This is a genomic window from Micromonospora nigra, assembly GCF_900091585.1.
GTDB lineage: Bacteria > Actinomycetota > Actinomycetes > Mycobacteriales > Micromonosporaceae > Micromonospora > Micromonospora nigra.
This window is the reverse complement of the sequence record NZ_FMHT01000003.1, coordinates 3,216,069-3,229,466: the sequence shown is the minus strand read 5'-3', so window position 1 is coordinate 3,229,466 and position 13,398 is coordinate 3,216,069. Positions and strand designations below refer to the sequence as shown.

The window sequence follows — 13,398 nt, the reverse complement described above, 5'->3', positions numbered from 1 at the left end:
CGACGGTCCGAGCCACCTCGTTCGGGTGTGTCGCCGGCCCGACCAAACGTCGATGATCGACAGCGATCCATGGCATCGGCGTGAACAGGGGAGGCAGCCATCGACACGCAACGTGTGGGCGTGGTGGGTTCCGGCAACATCGGCCAGGCGCTCGCGGCGCACCTGGCCGGGCACGGCCACGAGGTCAGCATCTACGCCCGACGTCCGGAGAAACTCGCAGCGGTGGCCACCAGCGGCTCGATCAGCACGACGGGCATGTTGGAGGGCACCTTCCCGATCGCGGAGGTCACCGACGACCTGGCCCGATTCGCGCAGACCTGTCCCGTGATCTTCATCGCGACGGTCACCACCGCCTACTCCGACGTCGCCGCCACCCTGGCACCCGTACTGCGTCCCGGCCAGGTGGTCGTCCTGTTCTCCAGCAAGCTCTTCGGCAGCGTCGTGGTCTCCCGTGACCTGTACGAACGTGGCGCGCCCGAGTCGGTGGAAGTGCTGGAGACCGACTGCATCCTGGCCGCCCGGGTGCTGCCGGACGGCAGGGTGGCGATGGCCCGCAAGGGCTGGAACCTCCTCTCGTCGCCCCGGCGGCCGGCCGTCGACGAGCACCTCCCCTTCCTCGCCCGGGTCTTTCCCGGCCTGGCGGCGGCGACCAACCTCGTGCACCGCGGGGTGAACGACTTCGGTGCGATGGCGCACGTGGTCATCTCGTACGCCAATCTCGGGAAGATCGATCGCGCCGAGCGGGTGCTCTTCTACGAGGAGGGCCTCTCCGAACGTACGGTGTGCCTGCTGGAGGCCGTCGAACGGGAGTTCCGGGCGGTCGCCGAGGCCTACGACGCGACGCTGGTGCCCACCCCGGAACTGCTGGACCGCTACTACGGCGGGGTGGACACCACCAACCTGCTGAGCGCGATGCGCTCGACCTGGGTCTACCGGGGGGTCACCGCGCCGACCAGCGTGGACGACCGGCTCCTCCAGGAGGACGTGGTCAACACGCTGGTTCCGCTGGAGCAGCTCGGCCAGCGCGCCGGCGTGCCCACCCCGATGGTCAGCGCCATGATCAGCCTGGCCGCGACGCTGTCGGGTGCGGACCACCGCCGCACCGGGCGCACCCTGGAACGGCTCGGCCTGGGCGACCTGGACCACGACGGCCTCCGGGGGTGGCTGCGGGCCTCCTCGGCGGCACCGGACCGAACCCGATCGATGGAGGAGGCGGCGTGATGCCGGAGAACGCAGTGGTGAGCGACGAGCGGACCAGGGTGGACTGGACGGAGTGGCAACGCCGCTGGGACGACCAGCAGACCGGTTACCTGCCACACCGGGAGGCCCGCTTCGAGGCGATGTTCGACGTCCTGGCGGAGGTGCTGCCGGAGGACTTCGTCGCACTGGACCTGGCCGGTGGCCCGGGTTCGCTGGGCCGCCGGCTGCTGGCCCGGTTCCCCGCGGCGACCTGCGTGTCGGTGGACTTCGACCCGGTGCTGCTGGAGATCGGTCGGCAGAGCTCCACCGACCTCGGCGACCGGTTGCGCTTCGTCGACGCCGACATCAGCCGGCCGGACCTGCTCGACCTGCTCGGTCTGGACCAGGTCGACGCGGTGCTCAGCAGCACCGCGCTGCACTGGCTGCCGCCGCACGCCCTGGTCGCCCTCTACGGCCGGATGGGCACCCTGCTCCGTCCCGGCGGGATCCTGCTGAACGCGGACAACATCCCGTTCGGCCGGGAACGGGGCAGGTTCCAGGAGATGGCCGAGGCCCGGCGGGCCCGGCACGCCGTGGCGGCCTTCGGTGCCGACATGGTCAGCGGTTGGCGGGCGTTCTGGGAAGCCGCCGAAGCGGAACCGGCCCTGGCCGCCGTCTCGGCCGAACGGAACCGACGCTTCGCCGACCTGGACCGTAGCCACGCGGAGCCGATCCTGGCGCTGCACCTGGCCGCCCTGTCCGACGCCGGCTTCGGCGCCGTCGAGGTGGTTTGGCAGGAGTTCGACGACCGCGTCATCGCCGCGATCCGCTGACCGGGAGCCAGGTACGCCGGTCATCCCGGGGCGGGCGGGCTGGGCTGCGCTGCCCGCCCGCCCCGGGGTGACCGGCGCTTCCCGCCCTGGTGCGCATCGAATACGCTGCGCGCGCGGTCCCCGGTTCGGCGGCCCGCGCAGACCGGACCGTCGCGGTCCGGTCGCCATCAACGGGGAGGACACATGGCAGCTGCCTGCCTTCGCGCAGTCACACGCATCCTGGCCACCGTCACCGCGACCACGGTACTGCTCACGGCGGCGGTCGCGCCGGCCGTCGCGGCGGCGAAGCCGAAGATCGCCTTCTCGGGCATCGGGTTCTCGACGGACCATGTCGACACGACCACCGGGGGCACGACCGTCACCCTGAACTGGACGGTCACCGACACGTCGACCACGGCCCGCGACCTCAACGGCAGCATCTATGTGCGGCGTTTCAGCGGCACCACGGCGGTCGGGCCCGTCGAGCAGATCCGCTTCGGTCTGAACGGCGGCTGGCCCGTCGTCGGGCCGCACACCGGTGGGATCGCCAGTTCGTCGTACGCGTACGACGTCCTCGTGTCCGAGTACGGCCCGGCCGCGCCGGTGACGTACCGCGTCACGAAGATCACCGCGACCGACGACCAGGGCACCACGCGAACCATGTCCGGCGACAAGATCAGCCCAGCGGCCGTACTGACCGCCACCCAGACTCCCGACACCGCACCGCCGGCGACCGAGGGTGTCTGGCTCGCCTCGCCCACCAGGCCCTACGTGTACGACAGCGGCTCTGGCGCGACCCTGCGGTATGGACTGTATGTCCAGGACGAACCGGGCGCGGGCTTCTGGAAGGGCCGCCTGGTGCTGGACGGTCCCGGCACCGCCACGATCGTGTCGCCGTTCACGCTGGTCGACAGCGGCCAGGGATATCAGCTCTGTGGCGACAGCCAGGTCTGGGACATCTGGTTCCTGGAGTGCAACCTGCCGGTGACCCTGCCCGTGGGCAGCCCCACCGGCGAGTGGGCGATCAGGTCGGTCAGCCTGACCGACCGGGCTGGCAACACCAGGCGCTTCACCGACCTCGACACGCCCACGGTGCGGGTCACTCGTAATGAGGTGATCAACGCGACCGGGTTCGCGCTGAACCCGACGCAGGTGAACAACTGGCGCGAGTCGGCGTCGACCACGCTGACGTTCACCGCGAGCGGAGTACAGGGCGCGCTGACCGCCACTGTCGAGACCCGGGGCTGCTCGACCTGGAACCAGGTGCTGACCGAAGGGCCGGCGGGCACGTACTCACTTCCGGTGGTGATGAGTTCGCTGGCCCCTTCCTGCACCATCGACGGCATCCTGCTCACCGACGCGGCCGGTTCGGTCTCGGTGTACGGCACCCACTACGGCGGGCCGGGGCTGGACCTGCAGGCCACCCGGGTGCCCGACACGACCCGGCCGGTGGCGACCGCGGCAGCGCTCAGCCGCACCGAAGCTGCTCCGGGCGACCTGTTCAACGGCATCACCGTCGACGTCACCATCGACGATGTCACGCTCGCTCCGGTGACCGGGTTCTCGACCACCATCTACAACTCCCTCGGCCACTCGGTGGGCGGCGCGGGCGGCGGGATCAGTGTCGGGCCCGACGGGCACGTCTCGCTGCCGGTCCACTTCCGCGATCTGCCGCCGGGCACGTACACGGTGGGCTTCTCGCTCAGCACCTCGGCGGGCAACAGAGCGTCCTGGGGCTACCCCAACAGCGGAGTTCCGGCACCGTCCGGGCCACTGGTGTTCACCAGCCTGCCAGCGGCCTGACCTACCACCACCCGGCAGCAGGGTGCGGCCTCTCCCCGTCGGGGAGAGGCCGCACCTTCGTCTGTCAGCAGGACCGGCCGCGACCGGCACAGGGGTTCTGGTCTGGCTGACCGGGGATCTACTACGACAGCCGTCACGTCCGCTTCGCGGGCCACCAGGCCGCCGACAGCGCAACGACCGCACAGAGCAGCATCAGGCAAACGAAACCGCAGCAGAGCAGCGCGCCGAAGCCAAAGAAACCTTCCATAGTCGTGATCGTAGGTACGGGTGAGAACCCTATGACCCTCGATGTACCCCGACGCCGAGGCACGTAGGGCAGCAACAGCGCGGCTCCGGCCGTCACGCATCGACGAGTCCGATGTACTGTCCGTAGCAGTGAGCCGCCGACCGGTCTGACTCCGCCAACCCGCTACCTGGGAGCGTCGTCGTGTCGCACGTCGATCCGCGCTTCGGTGCCCAACTTCTCGCACTGCGCACGAACCAGGGTCTGTCCCTGCGGGCGCTCGGGCAGCTCGCCCACCGGGGCAAGAGCCACCTGCACGACCTGGAGACGGGATCAAAGGCTCCCACGCCTGAGACGGCACAGCATCTTGACCAAGTGCTGAATGCCGGCGGGACGCTCGCTCGTCTCGTCGACCAACCTGTCGATCACGACGCCGAGGCGGGCGAACTGCTGGCGCGGGTACGGGCCACTGACGTCAGCGCCGACACGCTCGCCCGGATCGAGGCGAATGTGGACGATCTGGCGAGCGCCTACGCGACCACCCGACCGGTTGACCTGCTGCCGATGGTGCGGCGGCAACTGGCCTACGTGGGCCGACTGCTCGACGGTCGCGGCACGTTGGCACAGCGTCGACGCCTCATCGTCGCTGGCGGCTGGTTGGCGGTGCTGCGCGCGACCGTACACATCGACCTTCTGCAACGATCAGCAGCCGGCGCGCACCTGGCCGCCGCCACGTCACTCGCTGAGGACGGTGAGCACCCGGAGATTCAGGCATGGTGCCTGGAGACTCAGGCATGGGACTGGCTCACCCGTGGCAACTACCGGCAGGCCGTCGACCTCTCGCAGCAGGCCCAACGGGTGGCTCCCCGAGGCAGTTCGGCGCACATCCAGGCGACCGCCCAGGAGGCGCGGGTGTGGGCGCGCCTGAGTGATGTGCGGCGGACGCGTGATGCGCTGGATCGCCTGGAACGGTTGACCGCGAACCTGCCCGTGCCGGACCAGGCCGAACACCACTATCGGTACGACCCGACGAAGGCGTTGGCCTACACGGCGACGACGCTGTCCTGGGCGGGAGACCCGGCGGCCGAGCAGGTCGCTCGGGCAGCCCTGGCGGAGCTGGATCCGCGCGGTGACGGCGGCGACCGACCACGGCGCTCCGCGTCCGCCCGTCTTGATCTCGCCATGGCACTGGTGGCCGCCGGTCAACCCGACGAGGCCAGCGTCGTGGCCGCCGACGCTGTCCGGTCCGGGCGCGTCGTGTCGTCGAGCTGGTGGCGGGCGCGTGAGGTGCTCCGGCGGGTCGAGCTGACCGGCGCGGCGGAAGCGTCGGCGCTACGCAACGTGTACGAGGTATGGAGTGCGTCTACGCGAAGGCCGGACCAACGCGAACAGGCTGGCAACGGGCAAGGCCACCAACCCGTCCGTAGCCAGGACGGTTGACCTTGGTTCTCTGATCCGAGCATGTCGTCAGGGCGTAGAAGCCGGTCCTGCATTCCTTCCCACACCCCAACACCGGCGCGTACGGTGGGGTACACGATGTACCCCACTCGGGCGAGGTGTCTTCCGTGACCAGCGAACAGCAGCCCACCCCAGGTCAGCGTGTCGAGCGGCTCCGGCGTGCCGCTGGCCTCTCCCGTGAGCGGCTCGCCGGATTGTGCGGGCTCTCGCCGACCACGGTGAAGTTCATCGAGAACGGTCGCCGATCGTTGACGCTGCGCGCGGCGCAGCAGTTGGCTCCACACCTCGGGGTGCGAGATCTCGGTGATCTGTTCGGTCCAGAAGTCGCGCTGTCCCTTGACGGTCGGGCCAGCCATCCCGCCGTCAACGACGTCCGCCGGGCGCTGACCGCCTGGCACATCACTATCGACGGCGAACCGGAAAGCACCGACTACCTACGTGGCGCGGTCGATTCGGCCTGGCAGACGTGGCACACGTCCCGACACCAGCGGACGGCGGCGGGCGAGATCCTTCCGGGCCTGCTCGACGCCACCCAGCGCGCGACTCGGCTGCACAACGGCGACGATCGACGGGCGAGCCTCACCCTGCTCGCCCAGGCATACCACCTCGCACAGGCTTACCTGGCCTGGCATGGCGACCGGGAGATGGTGTGGCTCACCGTCGATCGCGGGATGACCGCCGCCCTGGACGCGGACGATCCGCTGGCCATCGCGCAGGCGAGTTGGTACGCAGCACACCTGTTGCGTGCTGTCGGCCGTGGTGACGAGGCGTTGGATCGGCTTCGGCAGGCGCGCGGACTGATCGAGCCGCGGGTCGCGGATGGCGGCACCGAGTGGGCGGAGATGCTGGCTGACCTGCATCTCTGTGCGGCGCTCACCCGCGCCCGGACCGGCGACCAGGGTGCATGGTCGGATTGGGATGCCGCCCGTACGGTTGTCGACCGGGCGTTGCCCGACGGCTTCGTTGGTCTGCGGACCCGGGTTTCCCGGCCCCTGGTCGACGTGTACGCGGTGATGTGCGCGGTGGACCTGGGCGATCCGGACGAGGCACAGCGCCGTGCTCATGCCCTGGACCCGGCGTCGATCCCGTCGACGGAGCGCCGGGGCCGGCACTTCGTGGAGTTGGCCCGTTCGGCCGATCTGGAGGGTGCGCGGGAGGCGACACTGCATCTACTTGGGCGAGCCGAGGCGACGTCGCCGGAGACGGTCCGCTACTCACCGGTCGCGCAGGACATGGTCACCCGGCTGTGCCGCGAAGCACCGGCGGCGATCCGCGCCGAAGCGGTCGACCTCGCCCGCCGAATCGGTGCCACTGACCTGTAGGTACACCCCGTCACCGGGTACGCCGTGTACCCCACCACCACGAAGGCACTACCTAGCGTGATGCGGCAGCGACTTTAGGGGAGTTGCCGTACCGGCTTGAGGTGGTGTCGTGGGTAGTGAGTTGTTGCCGATCGGTCGGCGGGTGGCGTACTGGCGGGGTCGACGCAGGATGTCGCAGCAGGTGTTCGCCGACCGGCTGGGTAAGTCCAAGAGCTGGGTCGACAAGGTTGAGCGGGGTGCCCGGTCACTGGACAAGGTCTCGACCCTCCAGGACATCGCCGCTGTCCTGCGGATCGACCGGGCGGTGCTGCTGGGCCGCGACGCCCAACCCGCCCTCGTGGACGGACGGGCCGAGGGCGTGGACCGCGTCCGGGCGGCCCTGTCGACGTACGAGACGGCTCTTGGCCGGCGGGTGCCCAGCAGTGACGTGCCGTCCGTGGGTCAGGTGGCCCGCAGCGTGGGGCATGCGTGGACGACCTACCAGCACGCCCGGTACCCGCAGTTGATGGGCGTGCTGCCGGATCTGGTGATCGGGGCGCAGCGCTGCTTCGCCCGCGAGCCGGGGTCGGGGCGGGTGCCGCTGGTGGAGACCTACCGGGTGGCCGCGTCGCTGCTGGTGAAACTCGGTGAGGCCGAGCTGGCCTGGTTGGCCGCCGACCGGGCGATGGCCGTCGCCACCGGTGACCGGGTGCTGGTGGCAGCGGCGGCCGTGCAGCTCGGGCAGGTGCTGCGCGCCACCGGCCGGGCGCGCTCGGCGGTGTCGACGATGCGGGCCGCCGCGTACCGGATCGCCCCGCCGGACCTCGACGGCGGCCCGCCGTCGGAGCTGTCGCTGTGCGGCACCCTGCTGGTGCAGGCCGCCCTCGCGGCGGCCCGCAGCGGAGACGACCACGGCACGGCCGACCTGATGGACGAGGCCGCCGACCTGGCTGCCCGGGTGGGCGACGGCCACGACCACCACCGGACCGCGTTCGGACCCACCGCTGTCGCGGCGGCCCGCACGGTCGCGGCGGTGGAACTGGGCGACGCGGGCGACGCGGTGGCCTGGCACGAGAAGGCGGTCGGGCGGGACGGCTGGCGGTGGCTGCCCGCCGAACACCGCGCCGCCCACCTGCTCGACGCCGCCCGCGCCCACCTCCAGGCCGACGACCCGGCCGGCGCCGCCCGGATGGTGCTGGACGCCGACCGGACCGCTCCCGCCGAGGTACGCCACCGACCGGCGGCCCGCGAGGTGCTCGCCCGGGTGGCCCGGCATCCGGACGCCCCGGCGACGATCGTTCCGTTGGCCGCCGCCCTCGGGGTGTGCTGAGTGACCGCGCCGTTCCTGTCCCTGGCCCAGATCCTCAACCGGCTGGCCCTCACCGCCCGCTGGATCCTGCGCGACCACCAGCCCACCCCGTGCGGTCGCTGCCCGATCTGCCACACGGCGGACTGCGCGGTGGCCACCGCCGCCCGCAACGTCCTCGAAGCGACCAGGCGGATGCGCTGGGGCGATCCGGTGCAGCAGCAGGCGGCAACCGATCCGGCGGCACCCGACCACGACGAACCCCGGCAGGCCGGATGACCGCCTGAATCGTGGGTACGGGTACTCACGCCCGGCGATGTCTGTTCCGTCAGGATCGTGGACGTGAGCATGACGAAGCAGAACCGCCCGTTCCTCGGCGTCCTGATCCTCGCGGCGGCGACGGTGCTGTGCTGGGTCGCCTGGCTGAGCTGGGAGACCGGCTACACCGTCGACCCGGAGACCGAGGCCACCAGCGGGCCGTACTCGGTGTGGCAGGTGGCCGGGTGCGTCGTCACCCTGGCGGCGATCGCGGTCGTCGCCGGCTGGCGGCTGCCGCCCTGGGTGGTGGCGCCCGTGATGACCCTCGCCTTCACCGTGCCCTGGTCGTGGCACGCGGCCCGCTCCGACGACAGCGGCCTGTGGGTGGTGGGTGCCGTCCTCGTGCTGATCGGGATGGCCGCCGGCAGCACGGCGGTCAGCCTGGTGACCTGGCTGGTCCGGCGGAACCGCACCGCCACGCCGACCACCTGAGCCCGGCACGCCGACGGCCTCAGCCGCAGGCCGACCAACGGAGCCCCACCGAACAACGGAGCCCCACCGCACCGGATCGACCGGCTTACGCGTCGGGTTCAGCGTTCGCCTGCCGAGCGGCGGGTGGGGCGGCGGCCCGGCGGGCACGACGGCTCCGGGCCGGCGTCGGGCACCGGCGGCATCGGTCGGACGGCCGGCTCCCCGGCGGCGACCCGCAGCCGCTCCCCGTGGTGCCACAGCTCGATCGCGGTGCCGCCGTCGGCGTCGGGCAGCTCGTAGCGGGCCTCGGCACCGGTGAGGGTGACCCGCAGCCGGTGGCCGTGCCAGCGCAGGTTGAACGCCAGTCGGTCGATGCACGCCGGCAGCCGGGGATCGAAGCTGAGCAGCTCCCGGTCGTCGCGCATGCCGCCGAAGCCCTGCACCAGCGCGAGCCACGCCCCGCCGAGCGACGCCAGGTGCAGACCGTCGCCGGTCTTGTCGCCCAGATCCGCCAGATCCTGCATGACCGACTCGGCGAACAGGTCGTACGCCAGGTCGAGGTGGCCGACCTCGGCGGCGAGCACCGCCTGTGGGGACGCCGACAGCGACGAGTCGCGGACGGTACGCGCCTCGTAGTAGGCGACGTTGCGGGCCTTCTGCTCGGCGGTGAACTCCCCCGGGCAGCGCTGCATCGCCAACACCAGGTCGGCCTGCTTGACCACCTGCTTGCGGTACAACTCCAGGTACGGGAAGTGCAGCAGCAGAGGGTAGTCGTCCTCGGACGTGTTGGCGAAGTCCCACTCGGCCTGGCCGGTGAACCCGGCGGCCTGCTCGTGCACGCCGCGCTTGTCGTCGTACGGGACGAAGACGGCGTCGGCGGCGGCCCGCCAGCCAGCCACCTCGGCGGGGTCGACGCCGAGTCGGGCGGCCACCTCGGGCAGCCGCTCCACGGCGTCGGCGGCCCCCCGCAGGTTGCGCCGGGCCATCAGGTTGGTGAACACGTTGTCGTCGACCAGGGCGGCGTACTCGTCGGGGCCGGTGACGCCCTGGATGTGGAAGGCGCCGTCGTCGGCGACGTGCCCGAAGCCGTGCCACAGCCGGGCGGTCTCCACCAGCAGTTCCAGGCCGGCCTCGGCGAGGAACTCCTCGTCGCCGGTGGCCCCGACGTAGCGCAGCACGGCGTCGGCGATGTCGGCGTTGACGTGCAGGCCGGCGGTGCCGGCGGGCCAGTAGCCGGAGCACTCCTCGCCGCCGATGGTGCGCCACGGGAACGTCGCCCCGGTCAGCCGCAGCTCCGCCGCGCGGTCCCGGGCCTGCGGCAGGTGGTGGTGCCGCCAGCGCAGCGCCGACCGGGCCACCCCCGGCGCCACGTACGTCAGCACCGGCAACACGTAGCCCTCGGTGTCCCACAGCACGTGGCCGTCGTAGCCGTTGCCGGTGAGCCCCTTCGCGGGGATGGTCCGGTCGCCGTCCGGTCGGCCCGCCTGAAGCAGGTGGAACAGCCCGAACCGGATCGCCTGCTGCAACTCGACGTCACTGTCGAGTTCCACGTCGGCGGTGAGCCAGGCGGCGTCCAGCGCCTCCCGCTGGCCGGCGAGCAGGGCGTCGAAGCCCTCCGCGCGCGCCGCGTCGGCAGCGGCCACCACCTCGTCGGCCAGGGCGTCGGGGCCGGCACCGTCGACCGGGGCGCAGTCGTACGCGGCGAACTTGGTCAGCGCGATCCGCCGCCCGGCGGGAAGGGTGCCGGTCAGGGTCAGCCGGAACCGGTCGGGTGAGCAGTCCACGGTGGTGGCGACCTCGTCGGGGGCGTCGACGTGGTGGGCGACGGCCACCGCCACCCGCTGCGCACTGCGGTCGGTGCGGTGCACGAGCACCCCGTCGGTGCCGGCGGAGCGCTGCCGCTCGGCGGTCAGGGGATCGTCGATGACCGACGCGGCCCGGGGGTCGCCGGCCCGGTCGGGCACCCGCTCGTTGGCCAGCAGGTCGGAGGAGATCCGGATCTCGACCGACTCGTCGAGCGCCTCCACGCTCCAGTCGACCACGCCGACCCGGCGGTGCGGCAGCGACACCAGCCGGGTGCTGCGGATCCGGACGGCCCGCCCGCCCTGCGACACCCAGTCGGTGTACCGCTCGACCACCCCGGCGCGCAGGTCGAGCACCCGCTCGTGGGCACGCAGCGTGCCGGTGCGTACGTCCAGCGGCTCGTCGTCGACCCACAGCCGCACCAGGCAGGCGTTGGGCGCGCTGACCACGGTGTCGCTGAGCAGCGGAAACGCGTAACCACCCTCGGGGTAGGACACCTCGCGGCGCTCGTGGAACCCGTTGAGGTAGGTGCCCGGCATGCCGCACGGGACGCCCTCGTCGAGGGTGCCGCGCCATCCGACCCAGCCGTTGGACAGGGCGAAGATGGACTCGGTCTCGGCGATCCGGTCGAAGTCGTCGGCGGTGCGCCGGATCCGCCAACGCTCGTCGCTGTCGACCTCGGGGCGGATCGGGGGGCGGTCGGCGGTGGGGGTGCGCTGCACTGGGCCTCCAGGAACTCTCCGACGTCGGTCAGCCAACCAGGCCCGGCTGACAGTTCCCCGTGAGCGCGCCGGGCACACGTGGTCGCCCGGTGTGGCCGGTCACGGACGCCGACGCGGCCGGTCAACGCACCAGCAGCAGCGCGCCGACCGCACCGAGCACCAGGTAGGGCCCGAAGGGCAGGTGGCTCGTCCAGCGGGCCCGGCGGGTGGCCAGCAGCACCAGGGCCCCCAGCGCGGACAGGGTCAGGGCCAGCAGCAGCCCGGTGACCGGCAGCGCCCAGCCGTACCAGCCGAGCAGCAGGCCGACGCTCACCGCCAGTTTGGCGTCGCCGAGGCCGAAGCCGCGCGCACCGAAGGCGAGGGTGCTGGCGGCGAAGAACACCGCCAGGCCGAGCCCGGCGGCGGTGGCCCGCAGCCAGGGCCCGGGGCCCGGCCCGGTCAGGGCGGCCACGCCGAGCCCCAGCCAGGTGCCGGCGGCGGCGGGCCAGGTCAGCCGGTCGGGCAGCCGGTGCACCGCCACGTCCACGAGAACCAGCGGCACCGCGAAGGCCAGCCACCAGGCGGTGGCGACGAGCACGGCGACGGGCGGCCCCAGCAGCACCAGCACGGCGACCGCCGCCAGCGTCGCCAGTTCCACGGTCGCGGGCGGTGGGCCGACCCGGGTGCCGCACCCGCCGCACCGGGCGGTGGGGCCGAGCACCGGCCAGGGCCGGTCGAGGCGGATCGGCGTGCCGCAGGCGTCACACGCCGCCCGGTGGGGAGATTCCGGGGGTACGGCGTGCCGCACGACGGCCAGCCGCAGCAGCGGGGTGAGGGTCAGCAGGGCCGCGACGCGGGGGCCGTGGCGGCGTACGCCCGACGGGGTCTCGGTGAGGGTCACGGCTGCTTCCCGCTCCCCCCGACACCGGTGACCGACCGTAGCGTCGCCGATGTGGACGTGTGACAGCCGATGACGCCCGGAGCATGACGGGTGTCACCCACCAATCGTTTCCCGCACTCATGTGAGATTCCCACGGATTGCAATTCGCCCTTTCGTTGAGTCGGGGCAGTGCGGGACGGATCGGACCAGAAAGCCCGCCCACCACCCGGTGTGAAACGGCAGTGGGCCGGCCCTCGAGGGGTCGATCCCCGGGCGTGCCGGGTCCGGACGCCCACGCCCCACCCCAGCCCGACGGACGCCCGCAACCTGCCGGCAACCACCAGCACCCACCACCTGTCATCACTCAAAGTGTTCGAACGAATTGCCTCTGTTGCATCGGCGGGCGTCAGCCTATGCTCGCCCCTTGGGTGTGACGCAACCCACCGTGGACGAAACCGACGACCTGGGACACATGCATTCCTAAAGATCCGTATCGGTAAATGTGGCGGGTAGTTCGACCGAGCAGCCGGACGCAATCGGTCGCGCTGCCGCCTGCCCGGATGGCCGGCTCACGAGGGTGGCCACCGGGTGGTGGACACCGAGGAGGACGACGGTGCGACGACAGCGATGCTGGGCGGCCGGACTGCTCGCGACCCTGGCGGTCGGCCCCGCCGCCGCGTGCGCGGCCGAACCAGAGGCGACCACCCGGACGGCGTCCGACCGCCGGGCCGCCGCCCCCGCCGACCGCGACGCCGCGCAACGGGCGGCGGCCGAGGCGGCCCTCGCCGCGTACGCCGGATATCTCGACGCCTCGCGCGCCGCCGGGCGGCACAGCGACCCGCGACACCCCGAGCTGGCCCGCTACGTGGCCGACCCGCTGCTGACCAAGGTGCGGCTGGCCCTGCACCGGGCCCGCGAGAACGGCGCGGTCGGCACCGGCACGCTGCGCTCCGACCCGACCGTCACCACCGTCGACCTGGAGGCCGATCCGCCCACCGTGGAGATCCAGGACTGCCTCGACGCCACCGGCTACCGGCTGGTCTTCACCCGCAACAAGCGCACCGTTCCCGGCAGCGACGGAAGCCGGCACCTGGCCACCGCCGTCGCCACCCGCTACCCCGACGGACGCTGGCTGATCAGCACCGGGGCCGCCCACCAGGACCAGCCGTGCTGACCCGCCGGTCGGCCGGCGCTCCCGCCCGC

At 72.2% G+C, this 13,398-nt stretch carries 11 protein-coding genes; 9 read left to right on the top strand and 2 right to left on the bottom strand.

Annotated features, from left to right (window positions below; translation table 11 throughout):
* Positions 1 to 120 precede the first annotated feature (120 nt).
* From GA0070616_RS13755 to GA0070616_RS13720, 8 genes are all read left to right on the top strand, one after another.
* Positions 121 to 1,221 carry an NAD/NADP octopine/nopaline dehydrogenase family protein gene (locus GA0070616_RS13755; protein ID WP_217628194.1) on the top strand — a complete coding sequence of 367 codons (1,101 nt, stop codon included), beginning with the start codon at positions 121 to 123 and terminating at the stop codon, positions 1,219 to 1,221.
* A complete protein-coding gene (locus GA0070616_RS13750) occupies positions 1,221 to 2,012 on the top strand; it encodes a class I SAM-dependent methyltransferase (RefSeq protein WP_139128893.1) in 792 nt (263 codons plus the stop codon). The genes GA0070616_RS13755 and GA0070616_RS13750 overlap by 1 nt, the downstream gene beginning before the upstream one ends.
* Positions 2,013 to 2,195: 183 nt before the next feature.
* Entirely contained in the window at positions 2,196 to 3,794 is a 1,599-nt protein-coding gene (locus GA0070616_RS13745) for a hypothetical protein (RefSeq protein ID WP_091081782.1), read from the top strand.
* Positions 3,795 to 4,221: 427 nt separating this feature from the next.
* Complete coding sequence (locus GA0070616_RS13740; protein ID WP_091081779.1) at positions 4,222 to 5,457, top strand: helix-turn-helix domain-containing protein; 1,236 nt, start codon at positions 4,222 to 4,224, stop codon at positions 5,455 to 5,457.
* Positions 5,458 to 5,582: 125 nt separating this feature from the next.
* A complete protein-coding gene (locus GA0070616_RS13735; protein WP_091081777.1) occupies positions 5,583 to 6,797 on the top strand; it encodes a helix-turn-helix transcriptional regulator in 1,215 nt (404 codons plus the stop codon).
* A 109-nt stretch (positions 6,798 to 6,906) separates the two neighbouring features.
* Positions 6,907 to 8,106 (top strand): helix-turn-helix domain-containing protein, encoded by a 1,200-nt coding sequence (locus GA0070616_RS13730; protein ID WP_245712762.1) that lies wholly within the window; start codon positions 6,907 to 6,909, stop codon positions 8,104 to 8,106.
* Entirely contained in the window at positions 8,107 to 8,361 is a 255-nt protein-coding gene (locus tag GA0070616_RS13725) for a hypothetical protein (protein WP_091081771.1), read from the top strand. It abuts the gene before it with no gap.
* Between the two features lie 69 nt (positions 8,362 to 8,430).
* Positions 8,431 to 8,832, top strand: coding sequence for a hypothetical protein (locus GA0070616_RS13720; RefSeq protein ID WP_091090698.1), 402 nt, complete (start codon positions 8,431 to 8,433; stop codon positions 8,830 to 8,832).
* A gap of 98 nt (positions 8,833 to 8,930) precedes the next feature.
* Here the strand turns inward: GA0070616_RS13720 and GA0070616_RS13715 are convergent, their stop codons facing one another.
* Both GA0070616_RS13715 and GA0070616_RS13710 read right to left on the bottom strand, forming a co-directional pair.
* Positions 8,931 to 11,336, bottom strand: a complete 2,406-nt coding sequence (locus GA0070616_RS13715; protein ID WP_245712761.1) for a glycoside hydrolase family 65 protein — start codon at positions 11,334 to 11,336, stop codon at positions 8,931 to 8,933.
* Between the two features lie 121 nt (positions 11,337 to 11,457).
* Positions 11,458 to 12,216, bottom strand: coding sequence for a prepilin peptidase (locus GA0070616_RS13710; RefSeq protein WP_091081769.1), 759 nt, complete (start codon positions 12,214 to 12,216; stop codon positions 11,458 to 11,460).
* A 592-nt stretch (positions 12,217 to 12,808) separates the two neighbouring features.
* Between GA0070616_RS13710 and GA0070616_RS13705 the strand changes: the two genes are divergently transcribed.
* Positions 12,809 to 13,369 carry a hypothetical protein gene (locus GA0070616_RS13705; protein WP_091081766.1) on the top strand — a complete coding sequence of 187 codons (561 nt, stop codon included), beginning with the start codon at positions 12,809 to 12,811 and terminating at the stop codon, positions 13,367 to 13,369.
* Positions 13,370 to 13,398: the final 29 nt, after the last annotated feature.